Origin of the sequence: Ancylobacter mangrovi (assembly GCF_024752355.1) — a bacterium.
GTDB classification, from domain to species: Bacteria; Pseudomonadota; Alphaproteobacteria; order Rhizobiales; family Xanthobacteraceae; genus Ancylobacter; species Ancylobacter mangrovi.
Genome location: NZ_JANTHZ010000013.1, coordinates 111,954 through 126,462, shown reverse-complemented (window position 1 = coordinate 126,462; position 14,509 = coordinate 111,954). Strand labels below are relative to the sequence as shown.

Genomic DNA, 14,509 nt, shown 5'->3' with positions numbered 1-14,509 from the left:
TCACATCACGCATAGGTTCCGCAAGGTCATACTCCGCCATCGGCCTCCCGCCCGTCCTGCCGGCGCCGTGCATTGTCAGTTGATCCATGAGGGATCGAAGGTGAGCTGCATCTCCCGCCAGACGTCGTATTTCTCGGCCGACAGCATCGGGAACGGGTTGGGCTGCTGCGCCGCAGCGTAGATGGCGCGCAGCACGCTCTCCCTCATCTGCGGCGCGTAGGGGTTCGACGCGTTCTCCATCCCCACGACCTCCGGCCGGCCGATCAGGGTGCGGTTCGGGCTGAGCCGCAGTACCACCATCACCTTCACCCGGCCGACGTCGGCGGCGCCGGTCGGCATGTGCCAGAAGCGGGCGAGATAGGCCCGCAGCGCGTCGAGCTCGGTCAGCGAGAGCGTCGGGGCGTAGCCGGTCGAGGCGCCGAGCGAGCTGGTGTTGTTGATGGTGTCGCCGATCGAGGCCATGCGGCGCGCGTCCTGCTTGTTCAGCAGCGCGGCGATGTCGTTCGGGTTGAACTCCTTCTGGTCCTTCGGCGGCGCCTGCACCACCTTGGGCGGGATGTTCTTCGGCTTGCTCGGCGGCACCGGCGCGGGGGCCGCCTGCGCGGTCTCCTCGGGCTTGGGCTGCTGCTCCTGCTTGGGCTCGGGCGGCTTGGCGGCGAGCGATTCCGCGTCCTTCGGCGGCGCCGGCTCGGGCTTGGCCTCGGCCTTCTCGGCCGGGGGCTTCTGCTCGGCGGGCTTGGCCTGCTCCTGCGGCGGGGGCGGCGGGGCGGCGGCCTCGCGGCTCGCCTTGATCTCCGGCTTGTCCTCGACCTTGGCCTCGAGATTCTCGGCCGGCTTCGGCTTGTCCTCGACCTTCTCGACCACCGGCTTGGGGTTTTCCTTGCGCGGCGCGTCCTTCTTGCCGGCCATCATCTGGCTCATCTCCGCGTCGGAGATGATGTCGATCGGCATGGCCTCGCTCGGCGGCACCTCGAAGGGCGAGGGCGAGGCGAACGAGATCACCATGAAGCCGATGATGCCGAGATGAAGGGCGGTCGAAGAGACGATGCCGACGCGCATGGCTCAGCTCCCCTGCTCGACTTCGGAAACCAGGGCGACGTGCTTGAAGCCGGCACCGGACAGGCGGCCCATGACGCGCATCACGGTGCCGTAGTCGAGGCTCTTGTCGGCGCGCACGAAGATGCGCTCCTCATAGCCCGCCTTGCCGATGGCCTGCAGCTTGGGAACCAGCTCGTCGACCGCGATCTCCGTGTCCTGGAGATAGACCTTGCCGTCCTTGGTGATGTTGACCACCAGCGGCTCGTTGTCCTGGGGCACCGCCTGCGCCTGCGTCTGCGGCAGGTCGAGCGGCACGCCCACGGTGAGCATGGGCGCCGCCACCATGAAGATGATGAGCAGCACCAGCATCACGTCGACCATGGGCGTGACGTTGATCTCGGACATGACGCCGCCGCCGCCGCGCCGGCGCGAGCGCCGCGACGTCCAGCCGCCTCCGCCTCCTGCGGACATCCCCATTCGTCAGCCCCGCTCGTCGATCTGCCGGGACAGGATGGCCGAGAACTCGTCCGCGAAACCTTCCAGCCTCAGCGCCTGTCGATTAACCTGGGAAACGAACTTGTTATAGAAAATCGTCGCCGGGATGGCGGCGAAAAGGCCGATCGCTGTCGCAAACAGGGCTTCTGCGATGCCCGGCGCCACCACCGCGAGGCTGGTGTTCTTCGACGCGGCGATCGACTGGAAGCTGGTCATGATGCCGACCACCGTGCCGAACAGGCCGATGAACGGACCCGCCGAACCGACCGTCGCCAGCACCAGCAGCCCGCGCTCCAGCCGCTCGACCTCGCGGGTGATGGTCACGTCCATCACCTTGTCGAGACGCTGGGTGAGCCCGGAGAAGGAGCGCGCCCCGCCTTCATAGGAGCGTTTCCACTCCCGCATCGCGGCGACGAAGATGGCGGCCATGGCGTGGTTCGGCCGCGAGGCGAGCGATCGGTAGAGCTCCTCGAGGCTCTGGCCGGACCAGAAGGTCGACTCGAAACGGTCCATCTGGCGCTTCATGCGGCCGAACAGGATCGTCTTGTCGATGATGATCGCCCACACCCAGACCGAGGCGAGGATCAGCCCGACCATGATGATCTTCACGACGATGCTGGCCTGGAGGAACAGCCCGATCAGCGTCAGATCCGCGGTTGGGGCTGCCATGGCGGTCTGCGCCACATCGGCAGGATTCATGTGTGTGTTAACCTCAGCACGATAGGCCGGCCACGCCCGGATGGACGGCCGGAAAGCACGACGCGGCAACGCCCTGCGGCAATTTCCAGCAGGGCGAACCGGCCCGGACGCGGTGTCCTGGGTCCATGCCGCCCTCTTTCCGTCCGCCCGTGTTCGACGGCGAATCCGACGAAACTAGGGCGTGCAAAGGGTTGCGCCGACCCGATTAAGCAATCGACAAGGTTAATGCACCGTTAGCGTGACCGCCTCGCAACAGCGGCGGGCCCGCGCCGGTGCTCCCTAGCCGCGCGGAGCCCCGTCCGTTGCGGCGCCGTCCCTCGGCGCCTCCTCCTGCGCCGCCTTCATGGCGAGGCGCAGCGCGTCGGGGATGCGCCGGGCCCGGCCCTGGGAGACGAAGGCGACCTTCACCTTGCCCTCGACCAGCAATTCCGTGCCGCGCATCACCTTCTGCTGCAGCGTGATCGAGGCGCCCGCCACCTCGAGCGGGGCGGTGTGGATCTCCAGCACGTCGTCGATGCGGGCCGGGCGCACGAACTGGAGATCCATCGAGCGCACCACGAAGGCGAAGCCCGGCGCCTCGGCCAGCGCCTCGCCGAACAGATCGCCCTGCACCACGCCGATCAGCCGCAGATGGTCGGAGCGGGCGCGTTCCATGAACTTCAGGTAGTTGGCGTGGTAGACGATGCCGGAGAAATCCGTGTCCTCGTAATAGACGCGGACCGGCAGCACATGCCCGCCCGGCACCAGCCGGCCGGCGAGGTGCAGGAACGGATCGGCCTTCAGGACGTCCGGCGACAGCGGTTCGGGGCGCTCGTTCATAGTCGCCCTCATAGCCGAGCGCGGCCGCGTTGTGAACAAAGCCCGCGCGGGTCCCGTCCCGCCGTGGCGACAAAGAAAACGGCCCGGCGCAGGGCCGGGCCGTCTCGATCAGGCGTGGAGGTCAGCGCCGGATGGTCAGCCCCCGTTCTGGGGCTGGTTCCAGGGCTGGGACGGGGGCACGTCCGAGGGGGGCGGCGTGGGACGGTCGCGGCGCTCGGTCATGAACTGGTCGAACTCGGCCTTGTCCTTGGCCTGGCGCAGACGGTCCAGGAAGTCCCGGAAGTCCTTCTGTTCGTCCTCGAGGCGGCGCAGCGTCTCCTCGCGATACTCGTCGAAGGCGCGATTGCCGCTCGAGGCGAAGCCGCCGCGCCGGCCGCAGCGGCCGCCAAATGCGCTGCGCATCATCTCCGCGCCGTCTTCCTGCCAGCGGCCGAAGCCGCGCCTGCCGCCACAAAACATCCGTCCACTCCCTATGGTGAAAGCCAGGATCGCCAGACCCAGGGGCCACCAGGCCATGAAGCCGAGGACCGTGAGTGCGATCCAGGCGGGCTTGCCGTAGTAGTCGAGCTTCTGTGCGAGCTCCATGGCATCCGTTCCTGGGTTAATGTTAATCACATTTACATAGGTAGAGACGGCCCGGCTCGTTGTCAAGGATCGCCCCTTCCGATTTCGCGGACGGCTCAGTTTGTCGGGGCGCCGAGGCCCTTCAGATAGACCAGGAAGGCCGCTTCCAGCAGCTCTTCGGGCGACATGGGCAGCTTGCGCCGCGCCCCGTCCGCGCGACCGAACAGCGAGGCGACGCCATGGGCGAGCGCCCAGGTGTGCAGCGCCACCATCAGCGCCGGCGGGCGCCCCTGCCCCGGCATCGAGGCGACCAGCACGTCGGCCGCCGCGCGCAGCACCCCGAACGCGTCCTGGCTCGCCTGCGCCAGCGCCGGATGCGCCTCGGCCGACAGGCCGGATTCGAACATGGCGACGTAGTCGGCAGGGTGGGTGCGGGCGAAGTCGAGATAGGCCCGGCCCATGCGCTCATAGGCTTCGACCGGGGTCGGCCGGCCCTCGCCCCACGACGCCTGCAACGCCGCGGCGAAGCGCTCGAAGCCTTCCGTCGCCACCGCCGCCAGCAATTCGTCGCGGTCGCGGAAATGGCGGTAGGGCGCGGCGGGGCTGACGCCGGCGCGCCGCGCCGCCTCGGCGAAGGTGGCGCCTGCCGTGCCTTTCTCCGCGATCAGCTCGAGCGCCGCCTTCATCAGGGCTTCCCGCAGGTTGCCGTGATGATAGCCGCGGGATTCGCCGTTTCTCGACCAGCTCATGTGAATGGCACTTACATCACCGCGCGATCCGCGTCGATTGCGCCGATGCACGCCGCCCCGTGCGCGTCATTCGTCGCCGTCGTCGAAGAGCGGCATCTGGTTGGTGCTGGTCGGCACGGCGAGGCCGAGATGCTTGAACGCATGGGCCGTCAGCATGCGCCCGCGCGGGGTGCGCTGGATGAAGCCCTGCTGCACCAGATAGGGCTCGATGATCTCCTCGATCGCGTCGCGCGGCTCGGACAGCGCCGCCGCGATGGTCTCGACCCCGACCGGCCCGCCGCCATAGTTCACCGCGACCACGGTGAGGTAGCGCCTATCCATCTGGTCGAGCCCGGCGGCGTCGACCTCGAGATGCCCGAGCGCATGGTCCGCGGCGGCGCGGTCGATCACCTCGCGGCCGGCGACCAGCGCGAAGTCACGCACCCGGCGCAGCAGCCGCCCGGCGATGCGCGGCGTGCCGCGCGCACGGCGGGCGATCTCGCGCGCGCCGTCCTTCGAGATCGGGATGCCGAATACCCGCGCACCGCGCGAGACCACCAGCTCCAATTCGTCCACGGTGTAAAAATTGAGCCGCACCGGGATTCCGAAGCGGTCGCGCAGCGGCGTGGTCAGCAGCCCCGAGCGCGTGGTGGCGCCGACCAGCGTGAATTTGGAGAGCTGGATCTTCACCGAGCGCGCCGCCGGCCCCTCGCCGATGATGAGGTCGAGCTCATAGTCCTCCATCGCCGGATAGAGGATTTCCTCCACCGCCGGGTTGAGGCGGTGAATCTCGTCGATGAAGAGGACGTCGCCCTCCTCGAGATTGGTCAGCAGCGCCGCGAGGTCGCCCGCCTTGGCGATCACCGGGCCGGAGGTGGAGCGGAAGCCGACGCCCAACTCGCGCGCCACGATCTGCGCCAGCGTCGTCTTGCCGAGCCCGGGCGGGCCGACGAACAGTACGTGGTCGAGCGCCTCGCCGCGCGCCTTCGCCGCCTTGATGAACACGTCGAGATTGGCGCGCGCCTGCTCCTGCCCGACGAAATCGGCCAGCGTCTGCGGGCGCAGCGTCGCCTCCGCGAGATCCTCCTCGCGCTTGTCGGGCGTGATGAGGCGCTTGGTGTTCATGCCGGCGGGCTCCCGCGACGCGAGGGAAACACGCCGCCGACGATCAGCGCGCCGGTGACGATCACGATCGTCGCCGCGAAGATCGGCGCGAGGATGATGGCGCGGTGTTCGAACAGCGCTTCGTATTCCTTGAAATCGATCGACAGGAAGACCACGGCGAGCGGCAGCAGCGACACCACGAGCACGGCCACGAGCACGAACAGCCGCGAGCGCGGCGTGAAGGACAGCGCGAAGGCGCAGATCCCCGCCGCCAGCCCGCCCGGCACCACCGCGATGGCGGCGTAGTTGGCCGACATGAGGCTGTGCATCAGGCGCTCGATCATCAGAACGGCGATGATCGCGCCGCCATAGGCGAAGATCATGGCCGGGATACGCGACGGCCACGGCCAAACGGCCGGCTCGCGCCGGTCGGCGCCGCGCAGGCGCGAGAGCAGGCGCAGCATCATCGCGCCAGCTCCTTCAGCCCGAGCCGGATCAGCCGGGCGGCGTCGGCCCCCTCCCCCGCCTCGCGCAGCGCGGCCGCCACGGCGGCGCTGGCCTGGATCTGCGCGTAGCCGAGATTGACCAGCGCCGAGACCGCGTCGCTCACCGGCGCGGGGGCGCTACGCTCCTCGATCTGCCCGGCGAGCTGGGCCAGCGCGGGGTCGACGTCGGCAAAGCCCGGCGCCTTGTCCTTGAGCTCGGCGACGATGCGCGCGGCGACCTTCGGCCCGACGCCGTTGGCACGCGCCACCATCGCCCGGTCGCCCATCGCCACCGCATTGGCGAGCTCGGAGGGCGAGAGGGTGGAGAGCACGTTGAGCGCCACCTTGGAGCCGACCCCCTGCACGTTCTGAAGCAGGATGAACCAGGATTTCTCGGCCTTGGAGATGAAGCCGTAGAGCCGGATCATGTCCTCGCGCACGAAGGTCTCGATGAACAGCGTCGCCGCCTCGCCCGCCGGCGGCAGCGCCTGCAGCGTGCGCCCGGAGCAGTGCACGAGATAGCCCACCCCATGCACGTCGAGGATGACGTGATCCTCGCCATAGGTATCGACCACGCCCTTCAGCTTGCCGATCATCGCGCCGCCATCCGGGCCTTCATCTGCGCCATGCCCCTATGCTGGGCGTGGGTGACCGCCACCGCAAGCGCGTCGGCGGCGTCGTCGGTCTCGAAATCGGCCTGCGGCAGCAGCACCTTCATCATCATGCGGATCTGCGCCTTCTCGGCCCGGCCGGCGCCGACCACGGTCTTCTTCACCAGCAACGCGGCATATTCCGACACCGGCACGCCGGCAAGGGCCGGGGTGAGCATCACCACGCCGCGCGCCTGGCCGAGCTTCAGCGTCGAGGCCGGGTTGACGTTGACGAAGGTCTCCTCCACCGCCGCCTCGTCCGGGCGATAGGCGGAGAGCACGCGCGCGAGCTCGGTATGGAGCGCGGCGAGGCGGTCCGCGAGCCCGCCCTCCTCCGGCGGCAGCACCGTGCCGCAGGCGACGAAGGTCAATCGAGTCCCGGCGGCCTCGATCACCCCCCATCCGGTGCGGCGGAGGCCGGGGTCGAGCCCGAGGATGCGAATCGCAGGTGGCGCCATATCATCGGCGTACCCGAACAAAGGACGAACGTGAAGGCCGCGGGCGCCGCCGGCCCGCCCGCCGGCCGGTTATGGTTAACGCAAGGTTGATATCGCCGACGCCCGTTGACGCCGGTCAAGACCGTGACGCTGCGCCGGGCGCATGCTGGCGCCTCCGGTCCCTCGGGGGTGACGGCGATGAACGCGACGACCGACGGCGGGAAGATCGACCCGCTTCTGCGCGAGAAGATCCTGAAGGTGCTGGACACGCACCGCATCTGCACCGTCGCCACGCTGCGGCCGGACGGCTGGCCGCAGGCGACGACGGTCGGCTATGTGCATGTCGGGCTGGCGATCTACTTCCTGTGCGCGCTCGATAGCCAGAAGGCGGCCAACATCGCCCGCGACGACCGCGTCTCGCTCACCATCGACCACGACACGGCCGACATCATGGCCATCAGCGCGCTGTCGCTGGCCGGCCATGCGCACACCGTCGAGGACCGCGCCGAGGCCGAGCGGGTGATCACGGCGATGATCGCCGCCTATGCCGACGCGCCAGCCCCGGTGCCGATCGTCCGCCCGAGCCCGGACGACATCCGCATCTTCCGCGTCACGCCGAGCGTGATCTCGCTGCTCGACTACTCGAAGGGCTTCGGCCACACCGACCTGGTGCGGCTGTAGCGCCTCAGCGCGCCTTGCGCTCGCTGTCGAGATCGGCCATCGCCATGGCCGGATAGCGCTCGCCGGCCGCGGCGCCCTTCGGCACCGCCGTCTCGATCGCGGCGAGATCGTCGGGCGAGAGGCGGATATCCGCCGCGCCCAGCGCCTCGGCGAGGCGGTCGCGCCGGCGCGCGCCGACCAGCGGCACGATGTCCGCGCCCTGCGCGTCCACCCAGGCGATCGCCGCCTGCGCCACCGAGATGCCGCGCGCCTCGGCGACCTTTCTCAGCGCCTCGACCAGCGCGAGGTTGGCGGCGGCGTTCTCGCCCTGGAAGCGTGGGCTGGCGCCGCGGAAATCGCCCGCGCCCTGCGTGCCCTGCCAGTGGCCGCTGATGAGCCCGCGCGAGAGCACGCCATAGGCAGTGACGCCGATGCCGAGCTCGCGCAGCGCCGGCAGGATCTCGTCCTCGATGCCGCGCGAGACCAGCGAATACTCGATCTGCAGGTCGCAGACCGGGTGCACGGCGGCGGCGCGGCGGATGGTCTCGGCCCCGACCTCGGACAGGCCGATATGGCGCACATAGCCGGCCTTCACCATGTCGGCGAGCGTGCCGACCACCTCCTCCACATCGGTGCCCGCCGGCAGGCGCGCGGGGCGGTAGATGTCGATGTAGTCCACCCGCAGCTTGCTGAGCGACTGGGCGAGCGCGTTGCGGATCGCCGCCGGGCGCAGATCGTAGCCGCCCCAGCCGCCGGCCGGGTCGCGCAGCGCGCCGAACTTGACGCTGAGCTGGTAGGCCTCGCGCGGCACGCCCGTGAGCGCCTCGCCGATCAGCACCTCGTTGTGGCCCATGCCGTAGAAGTCGCCGGTGTCGATCAGCGTCATGCCGGCGTCGAGCGCGGCGTGCAGCGTGGCGAGGCTCTCCTCGCGGTCGGAAGGCCCGTACATGCCGGACATGCCCATGGCGCCGAGGCCGAAGGTGGAAACCTCCGGGCCGGTGGCGCCGAGCTTGGTGCGGGAAAGGGTCATGATGCGTCTCCATCGCGGCCGCCGGCAGTCCCGGCGGGATGGGACAGATATGGCGCGGGGGAACCTGTTCGATAATCTATTCTTATCTGAATGAACCGTTCGGAAATCCGCACAATGCATTCTGCCGATCTCGCATTGCTGGACGCCTTCGCCGCCGTCGCGCGCCACCGCAGCTTCCGCCGCGCCGCCAAGGAGCGGGGCGTCTCGGCCTCGACCTTGAGCGAATCCATGAAGCGGTTGGAGCACCAGCTTGGCGTGCGCCTTCTCAACCGCACCACCCGCAGCGTCACGCTGACCGAGCCGGGCCGGCGGCTCTATGAGCGGCTGAACCCGATGCTGGACGAACTCGGCGAGGCGCTGGACGAGGTGAACAGCTTCCGCGACAGCCCGGGCGGCCTGTTGCGGCTCAACGTCCCCGGGCCGGTGGCGCGGCTGGTGCTGGCGCCGATGCTGGCGGAATTCCTCGCCGCCTATCCCGACCTCACTCTGGAAGTGCATCTGGAGGAGCGCCTCGTCGACGTGATCGAGGCCGGCTTCGACGCCGGCGCGCGCTATGGGGAAAGCCTGGCGCAGGACATGATCGCGGTGCCGCTCGGCCCGCCGCAGCGCTATGGCGTCTATGCCTCGCCCTCGTATCTGGAGCGCCACGGCGTGCCCTCGACGCCGCACGACCTGCTCGCGCACCGCTGCATCCTGCTGCGCTTCGCCGGCGGCGCGGTGCGGCCCTGGGAATTCGAGAAGGACGGCCGCACGCTGATGATCGAGCCGCGCGGGCCGTTCATTAGCAACAATTCGGACATGATGATCCGCGCCACCATCGACGGCATCGGCATCGGCATGAATTTCAGCGAGTTCGCCGCCCCCGCCGTCGCGCGCGGCGAACTGGTCTCGCTGCTGGAGGACTGGTGCCCGCCCTTCGAGGGACCGTTCCTCTACTATCCGAGCCGGCGCCACATGCCGGTCGCGCTGCGGGTCTTCCTCGACTTCGTGCGCGCCCGCAACGCACGGAGCGGGAATGCCGGCGCCGTCTAGCGGGACCGGCTGAACGCCCCGCTCGCCAGCGCCACCCCGACCCCGGTGCCTATGACGCCGATGATCGCCGCCGTGTCGGGATGCTCGCCCAGTACCGGCACCGCGATGAGCGCGGCGAGCGCGGGCACGAGGCCGGTGAACGCCGCCGCGCGCGAGGAGCCGAGCCGCTCGATGGCGATGCCGAAGGCGACCAGCGCCACCACGCCCGAGAGCAGGCCCTGCATCAGCAACTGGAACAGCACCTCGGCGCCGTAGCCCTCGCGCACCGCCGTCACCACGCCGGGCAGGCCGGTGGGGGTGAGGATCAGCACCGACCACAGGCCGATCAGCCCCACCACCTCGGTCGCCTTCATTCCGGTGCGGCGGAAGGCGAGCGTGTAGCCCGCCCACATCGTCGCCCCGCACAGCAGCAGCAGATGGCCGCGCCAGGCACCGTCCTCGGGCTCGAACAGGCCGCGCCCGCTCAGCGTCACCACGCCGAGCGCGATGCAGATGAAGCCGACCGCCCGCGCCGTGCCGAGCCATTCGCGGAACACCAGCACCGAGATCACCGCCACCACGAGCGGCATGGTGCCCGGCAGCAGCGGGCCGACATCGGCCGCCGGCACGAAGCGCATCGCATTGGCGACGACGAGGAAGAAGATGCCGCCGGCGCCGAAGAAGCAGAAAAGAAACGGCACCAGGCCGCGCTTGGGCCACGGGCCGACCCTCAGCCAGGCTGGGGCGAGCATGGTGGCCGGCACGATGAAGCGCAGCCAGCCGACCGTGGCCGGCGGCAGGTGGCCATGCACGGCGTGGCGGGTCGAGACGATCCACGCGCCCCAGATGGTGACGGCAAGGAGCGCGCAGCCATAGCCGACGAGGCGCCCGTTGAGAGGCGCGGCGTCGGCGGCGCCGGTCGCGCGCGGAGCAAGAGGCTTCTGCATTGATCACATCCGGCCGCTCGGCGGCCAATTCGAAGGGTGGTGCCGCAGCGGCGGCAAAGTTGAGACGAATGTGGCGCGAGCGATCTTTGTTCGCAAACGAGTTTTGCCGATAAGCCCGTTCACGAAAGCCGATGGAAGCTCGCATTGACGCGCCGGACCGGCGGGACTACCACCTGACGGCACCGCGCCCTGCGGGCATGCGCCTTTACATCGGTCTTCCCATGAGCTTCGATCCGGTTCTCGCCGGAGCCCTTCTTACCGCGCTGGTCGCGGGAACGACACGTGGCTTTGCCGGCTTCGGCGGCGCGCTGATCTTCGTGCCGCTGATCAGTGCCGCCTACGGGCCGCGGGTCTCGGCGCCGACGCTGCTCATCGTCGACACCGCGCTCACCCTGCCCTTCGTCATCCGGGCGTTCCGTGACTGCGTGTGGCGCCAGGTCGCCCCGCTCGCCATCGGCGCGGTCGTCGCCGTGCCGGCCGGCGTCGCCATCCTCAGGCATGCCGACCCGCTGGCGCTGCGCTGGGCGCTGGCCGGGCTCGGCCTTGCCATGCTGGCGCCGGTGATGGCCGGATGGCGCCATTCGGGGCAGCAGCGGCTGCCCTCCAAGCTGGCGCTCGGCGCCTTCGCCGGCGTGCTCGGCGGTGCGGCGCAGATGTCCGGCCCTCCCCTCGTCGCCTACTGGCTCGGCAGCAACCAGCCGCCGGCGCTGGTGCGGGCGAACATGTTCGGCTTCTTTGCGCTGGTCACGGTCGCCAGCGCCACCGCCTATGCCGCCAACGGAATGCTGACGCGCGAGGTCGGCTGGCTGGTGCTGGTGCTCGGGCCGGCCTATGCCGCCGGCCTGTTCCTCGGCGCCCGGGCCTTTCGCGGCACCTCGGACCGGAACTTCCGCTTCATCGCCTACTGGATCATCACCCTCGCGCTGCTACTCAGCCTGCCGGTGTTCGACACGCTACTGGGACGCTGAAGGCGACGCTCAGGGTCCTCGCGGAAGGAGGAGCGCTCACGCGCTCGGATGTCCTCGCTGACGATGAGCGCTCAGGCGCTCAGAATGTCTTCGCTGAAGATGAGCGCTCAGGCGCTCATCTTGGCGATCATCTCGTCCGAGATCTCGAAATTGGCGTAGACGTTCTGCACGTCGTCATTGTCGTTGAGGTTGTCGACGAGCCGGATCAGCTTCTCCGCCACCTCGTCGTCCACCGCCACCGTATTCTGCGGACGCCAGACCAGCGCCGACTTGCGCGGCTCGCCGAACTTGGCTTCCAGCGCGCCGGCGACCTCGTGCAGATTCTCCATCGAGCACACCACCTCGTGGCCGTCCTCACTCGAGGAGACGTCGTCGGCGCCCGCCTCGATGGCCGCTTCCAGCATGTCGTCGGCGGAAGCCTTGTCGGCGTCGAACTCCACCACGCCGACACGGTCGAACATGAAGGCGACGGCGCCCGTCTCCGCCAGCGAGCCGCCGGACTTGGTGAAGTAGGAGCGCACCTCCGAGGCGGTGCGGTTGCGGTTGTCGGTCAGCGCCTCGACGATGACGGCGACGCCGCCCGGCCCGTAGCCCTCGTAGCGGATCTCGTCATAGGTCTCCGCGTCGCCGCCGGCCGCCTTCTTGATGGCGCGGTCGATATTGTCCTTGGGCATGTTCTCGGCGCGGGCCGCCAGCACCGCCGCGCGCAGGCGCGGGTTCATCGCCGGGTCCGGCATGCCGAGCTTCGCCGCGACCGTGATCTCGCGCGCGAGCTTGGAGAACAGCTTGGAGCGCACCGCGTCCTGCTTGCCCTTGCGGTGCATGATGTTCTTGAACTGCGAATGCCCGGCCATGGCCGCCTCCACGTCGCGCGGCCGGGCGCCCTGGCCTGCCGCGTCTGAATTCCGGAAAACTGAGTGCCGGCTTATAGGCGACAGGGCGTGCGCGCGTAAAGCCGGGCCGCGTGCGTCGCCCCTCAGGGCGCGCCCGCCCCGCGCGCCAGCCCCTCTTCGATCCGCGCGGCGATCTCCGCCTGGAGAACGGCGCGCGGCCGGGCGCCTTCGCGGCAGATCGCCTCGTCCTCGCCCTCCTGCTTCAGGATCGCCGCCGCCCGCCCGGTGCAGGCGCCGAAGGCGGTGAAGGCGTCGGCATCCGCGATCGTCTCCGCGTGGGCGCCGGGGATGAGCGCCGGCTGCGGCGACGGGCTATCCGCGGCGAGACGCAGCAGCGTCACCGGAACGGCGATCGCCGCAAGGCTCGCCGGGTCGAAGGCGTCCATCAACTCGGGATCGACCGCGACCATGGCGCCGATGCGCGGGTCAGTCCGGTCCGTCCCGAAAGCCTCGTCCACCGCCCGGTGCAGGTCGATGCCCGAGGCCGCGAACCAGCGGCAGTCCGGCCCGCGCGCCGGCGTATCGCAGGCGGCACGAAGGTGACCGACGTCGAAACGCGCGCCGGCGAGCGCCAGCACCGAGGTGCCGCCGAGAAAGAAGCCGACCGCCCCCACCTTGCCCGGTACGCGATGGGCGGCGACTTCCGGCAGCGCCTCGGCGGCGGAGAGTGCCGCGCGCAGATCCGCCGGCCGCAGCCGGAACTCGTCGACCGCCTCGCCCGCCTGCCGCGGCCCGAGCGCGGGAGGGTGCACGCTGACGACGATGCGCCCCGCACCGGCGAGACGCGCAGCAATCCAGCCGGCGAGAGAAGGGTTCGAGCGCAGCCCGCCATGCGCCAGCAGCACGAGCGGAAAGCGCCCCGCCGCGACCGGCGCATCGCGCACGGCCTTCACCCCGACGAAGAGCGGCGACGCGCCATAGGCCTCGATCGTCCCGCCCGGCGCGGCCGGATACCACAGCTCCACCGTCACCGGCGCGCCGCGCTCGGGCACCCCGACGTCGAAGCTTCTCACCCCGACGGGAACGTCGTCAGCGGCGCGCGCCGCCAGCGCGCCCGCAACCGTGAGGAGCGCGGCCAGAAGGATGGCGAGCGGAATTCGGCCGGTCGGCATCATCACGGCACCCAGCATTCGCGACGCCCTGCCCGCCGGTGGCGGCAAGGGTCACCAGAAATCCGGCAGCGCCGGCTGCAGCGAACCGCCGATGCGCACCGGCGCGATCTTGATCGCTTGGCCCGCCCCGTCCGTCTCCACCGCGAGGCCCGACAGCGTGCCCTCGCCCATCGCCGGCTCGAAGCGCGAGGAGCCGATCTTGCGGGTGAAGCGGCGCAGCGGCTCCTCCTTGTCCATGCCGATGACCCCGTCATAGCAGCCGCACATGCCGACATCGGTCATGAATGCGGTGCCGCCCGGCAGGATGCGGTGGTCGGAGGTCGGGACATGGGTATGGGTGCCGATGACGAGGCTGGCGCGCCCGTCGCACCAATGGCCGAAGGCCTGTTTCTCGCTGGTGGTCTCGGCGTGGAAGTCGACGATCACCGCGTCCGCGACGAGGCCGAGCGGACCGGCCTCCAGCTCGCGGTCGATGGCGGCGAAGGGATCGTCCATCGGGTCCATGAAGGCGCGGCCCATCATGTTGACGACCAGCACCCGCTCGCCGCCGCGCGCCTCCACCAGCGCCGCCCCGCGCCCCGGCGTGCCGGCGGGATAGTTGGCGGGGCGGATCAGCCGTGGTGCGCGCTCGATGAAGACGAGCGCCTCGCGCTGATCGAAGGAATGGTTGCCGAGCGTGACGACGTCGGCGCCCGCCTCGACCAGGTCGTCATGGATCGCCTCGGTGATGCCGAAGCCGCCGGCCGCGTTCTCGCCGTTCACCACCACGAAATCGAGCGTCCATGCCTCGCGCAGGCGCGGCAGGTGGTCGAGCACGACCTGCCGTCCCGGCCGGCCGACGACATCGCCGAGAAAAAGCAGGCGCATGC

At 70.0% G+C, this 14,509-nt stretch carries 18 protein-coding genes; 3 read left to right on the top strand and 15 right to left on the bottom strand.

All coding sequences use genetic code 11. The features are described 5' to 3' along the window. Positions 1 to 75: 75 nt before the first annotated feature. The 10 genes from tolA to ruvC form a co-directional block, all read right to left on the bottom strand. On the bottom strand, positions 76 to 1,059 hold the full coding sequence (gene tolA / locus NVS89_RS21165; RefSeq protein ID WP_258734751.1) for a cell envelope integrity protein TolA: 984 nt from the start codon (positions 1,057 to 1,059) through the stop codon (positions 76 to 78). 3 nt (positions 1,060 to 1,062) lie between these two features. Further along, positions 1,063 to 1,515, bottom strand: a complete 453-nt coding sequence (tolR, locus tag NVS89_RS21160) for a protein TolR (protein WP_258734750.1) — start codon at positions 1,513 to 1,515, stop codon at positions 1,063 to 1,065. Between the two features lie 3 nt (positions 1,516 to 1,518). Then, entirely contained in the window at positions 1,519 to 2,232 is a 714-nt protein-coding gene (gene tolQ, locus NVS89_RS21155; protein WP_258734749.1) for a protein TolQ, read from the bottom strand. Positions 2,233 to 2,511: 279 nt separating this feature from the next. After that, on the bottom strand, positions 2,512 to 3,051 hold the full coding sequence (ybgC, locus tag NVS89_RS21150) for a tol-pal system-associated acyl-CoA thioesterase (protein WP_258734748.1): 540 nt from the start codon (positions 3,049 to 3,051) through the stop codon (positions 2,512 to 2,514). A 135-nt stretch (positions 3,052 to 3,186) separates the two neighbouring features. Further along, the gene (locus NVS89_RS21145) at positions 3,187 to 3,636 is read right to left on the bottom strand and encodes a DUF2852 domain-containing protein (RefSeq protein WP_258734747.1); all 450 of its coding nucleotides are present in this window, start codon (positions 3,634 to 3,636) and stop codon (positions 3,187 to 3,189) included. Positions 3,637 to 3,731: 95 nt separating this feature from the next. Further along, entirely contained in the window at positions 3,732 to 4,364 is a 633-nt protein-coding gene (locus tag NVS89_RS21140) for a TetR/AcrR family transcriptional regulator (protein WP_258734746.1), read from the bottom strand. A 66-nt stretch (positions 4,365 to 4,430) separates the two neighbouring features. Beyond that, a complete protein-coding gene (ruvB, locus tag NVS89_RS21135; protein ID WP_258734745.1) occupies positions 4,431 to 5,468 on the bottom strand; it encodes a Holliday junction branch migration DNA helicase RuvB in 1,038 nt (345 codons plus the stop codon). Beyond that, positions 5,465 to 5,914: a hypothetical protein gene (locus tag NVS89_RS21130; protein ID WP_258734744.1), complete on the bottom strand. Its 450-nt coding sequence runs from the start codon at positions 5,912 to 5,914 to the stop codon at positions 5,465 to 5,467. The genes ruvB and NVS89_RS21130 overlap by 4 nt, the downstream gene beginning before the upstream one ends. Further along, the gene (gene ruvA, locus NVS89_RS21125; RefSeq protein ID WP_258734743.1) at positions 5,911 to 6,528 is read right to left on the bottom strand and encodes a Holliday junction branch migration protein RuvA; all 618 of its coding nucleotides are present in this window, start codon (positions 6,526 to 6,528) and stop codon (positions 5,911 to 5,913) included. Before ruvA ends, NVS89_RS21130 begins: the two co-directional genes overlap by 4 nt. Beyond that, entirely contained in the window at positions 6,525 to 7,040 is a 516-nt protein-coding gene (gene ruvC / locus NVS89_RS21120; RefSeq protein WP_258734742.1) for a crossover junction endodeoxyribonuclease RuvC, read from the bottom strand. The genes ruvA and ruvC overlap by 4 nt, the downstream gene beginning before the upstream one ends. Before the next feature lie 177 nt (positions 7,041 to 7,217). Between ruvC and NVS89_RS21115 the strand changes: the two genes are divergently transcribed. Next, positions 7,218 to 7,700 (top strand): pyridoxamine 5'-phosphate oxidase family protein, encoded by a 483-nt coding sequence (locus tag NVS89_RS21115; protein ID WP_309486576.1) that lies wholly within the window; start codon positions 7,218 to 7,220, stop codon positions 7,698 to 7,700. Positions 7,701 to 7,704: 4 nt separating this feature from the next. Here NVS89_RS21115 and NVS89_RS21110 read toward each other — a convergent pair whose 3' ends face one another. After that, positions 7,705 to 8,709 carry an aldo/keto reductase gene (locus tag NVS89_RS21110; RefSeq protein ID WP_258734741.1) on the bottom strand — a complete coding sequence of 335 codons (1,005 nt, stop codon included), beginning with the start codon at positions 8,707 to 8,709 and terminating at the stop codon, positions 7,705 to 7,707. Positions 8,710 to 8,823: 114 nt separating this feature from the next. Here NVS89_RS21110 and NVS89_RS21105 point away from each other — a divergent pair, with 114 nt between their 5' ends. Further along, positions 8,824 to 9,741 carry a LysR family transcriptional regulator gene (locus NVS89_RS21105; RefSeq protein ID WP_258734740.1) on the top strand — a complete coding sequence of 306 codons (918 nt, stop codon included), beginning with the start codon at positions 8,824 to 8,826 and terminating at the stop codon, positions 9,739 to 9,741. Here the strand turns inward: NVS89_RS21105 and NVS89_RS21100 are convergent. After that, positions 9,738 to 10,667, bottom strand: coding sequence for a DMT family transporter (locus NVS89_RS21100; RefSeq protein ID WP_258734739.1), 930 nt, complete (start codon positions 10,665 to 10,667; stop codon positions 9,738 to 9,740). The two genes, NVS89_RS21105 and NVS89_RS21100, sit on opposite strands and share 4 nt — an antisense overlap. A 131-nt stretch (positions 10,668 to 10,798) precedes the next feature. On the opposite strand from NVS89_RS21100, the gene NVS89_RS21095 reads away from it, so the two are divergent. After that, positions 10,799 to 11,635 carry a sulfite exporter TauE/SafE family protein gene (locus NVS89_RS21095; RefSeq protein ID WP_258734738.1) on the top strand — a complete coding sequence of 279 codons (837 nt, stop codon included), beginning with the start codon at positions 10,799 to 10,801 and terminating at the stop codon, positions 11,633 to 11,635. Between the two features lie 107 nt (positions 11,636 to 11,742). Here NVS89_RS21095 and NVS89_RS21090 read toward each other — a convergent pair whose 3' ends face one another. The 3 genes from NVS89_RS21090 to NVS89_RS21080 form a co-directional block, all read right to left on the bottom strand. After that, positions 11,743 to 12,489: a YebC/PmpR family DNA-binding transcriptional regulator gene (locus NVS89_RS21090; RefSeq protein WP_258734737.1), complete on the bottom strand. Its 747-nt coding sequence runs from the start codon at positions 12,487 to 12,489 to the stop codon at positions 11,743 to 11,745. Positions 12,490 to 12,611: 122 nt separating this feature from the next. Further along, positions 12,612 to 13,658, bottom strand: a complete 1,047-nt coding sequence (locus tag NVS89_RS21085) for an alpha/beta hydrolase family protein (RefSeq protein WP_258734736.1) — start codon at positions 13,656 to 13,658, stop codon at positions 12,612 to 12,614. Positions 13,659 to 13,691: 33 nt separating this feature from the next. Further along, positions 13,692 to 14,507: a TIGR00282 family metallophosphoesterase gene (locus tag NVS89_RS21080; RefSeq protein ID WP_258734735.1), complete on the bottom strand. Its 816-nt coding sequence runs from the start codon at positions 14,505 to 14,507 to the stop codon at positions 13,692 to 13,694. Positions 14,508 to 14,509 lie beyond the last annotated feature (2 nt).

Excerpts from the sequence above, each read along its gene's own strand:
- tolQ (WP_258734749.1), bottom strand. The coding sequence starts at position 2,232 with ATGAATCCTGCCGATGTGGCGCAGACCGCCATGGCAGCCCCAACCGCG.
- ybgC (WP_258734748.1), bottom strand. The coding sequence starts at position 3,051 with ATGAACGAGCGCCCCGAACCGCTGTCGCCGGACGTCCTGAAGGCCGAT.
- ruvA (WP_258734743.1), bottom strand. The coding sequence starts at position 6,528 with ATGATCGGCAAGCTGAAGGGCGTGGTCGATACCTATGGCGAGGATCAC.
- NVS89_RS21085 (WP_258734736.1), bottom strand. The coding sequence starts at position 13,658 with ATGCTGGGTGCCGTGATGATGCCGACCGGCCGAATTCCGCTCGCCATC.
- NVS89_RS21140 (WP_258734746.1), bottom strand. The coding sequence starts at position 4,364 with ATGAGCTGGTCGAGAAACGGCGAATCCCGCGGCTATCATCACGGCAAC.
- tolR (WP_258734750.1), bottom strand. The coding sequence starts at position 1,515 with ATGGGGATGTCCGCAGGAGGCGGAGGCGGCTGGACGTCGCGGCGCTCG.
- NVS89_RS21105 (WP_258734740.1), top strand. The coding sequence starts at position 8,824 with ATGCATTCTGCCGATCTCGCATTGCTGGACGCCTTCGCCGCCGTCGCG.
- NVS89_RS21090 (WP_258734737.1), bottom strand. The coding sequence starts at position 12,489 with ATGGCCGGGCATTCGCAGTTCAAGAACATCATGCACCGCAAGGGCAAG.
- NVS89_RS21130 (WP_258734744.1), bottom strand. The coding sequence starts at position 5,914 with ATGATGCTGCGCCTGCTCTCGCGCCTGCGCGGCGCCGACCGGCGCGAG.
- NVS89_RS21145 (WP_258734747.1), bottom strand. The coding sequence starts at position 3,636 with ATGGAGCTCGCACAGAAGCTCGACTACTACGGCAAGCCCGCCTGGATC.
- tolA (WP_258734751.1), bottom strand. The coding sequence starts at position 1,059 with ATGCGCGTCGGCATCGTCTCTTCGACCGCCCTTCATCTCGGCATCATC.
- NVS89_RS21110 (WP_258734741.1), bottom strand. The coding sequence starts at position 8,709 with ATGACCCTTTCCCGCACCAAGCTCGGCGCCACCGGCCCGGAGGTTTCC.
- ruvB (WP_258734745.1), bottom strand. The coding sequence starts at position 5,468 with ATGAACACCAAGCGCCTCATCACGCCCGACAAGCGCGAGGAGGATCTC.
- NVS89_RS21115 (WP_309486576.1), top strand. The coding sequence starts at position 7,218 with ATGAACGCGACGACCGACGGCGGGAAGATCGACCCGCTTCTGCGCGAG.
- ruvC (WP_258734742.1), bottom strand. The coding sequence starts at position 7,040 with ATGGCGCCACCTGCGATTCGCATCCTCGGGCTCGACCCCGGCCTCCGC.
- NVS89_RS21100 (WP_258734739.1), bottom strand. The coding sequence starts at position 10,667 with ATGCAGAAGCCTCTTGCTCCGCGCGCGACCGGCGCCGCCGACGCCGCG.
- NVS89_RS21095 (WP_258734738.1), top strand. The coding sequence starts at position 10,799 with ATGGAAGCTCGCATTGACGCGCCGGACCGGCGGGACTACCACCTGACG.
- NVS89_RS21080 (WP_258734735.1), bottom strand. The coding sequence starts at position 14,507 with ATGCGCCTGCTTTTTCTCGGCGATGTCGTCGGCCGGCCGGGACGGCAG.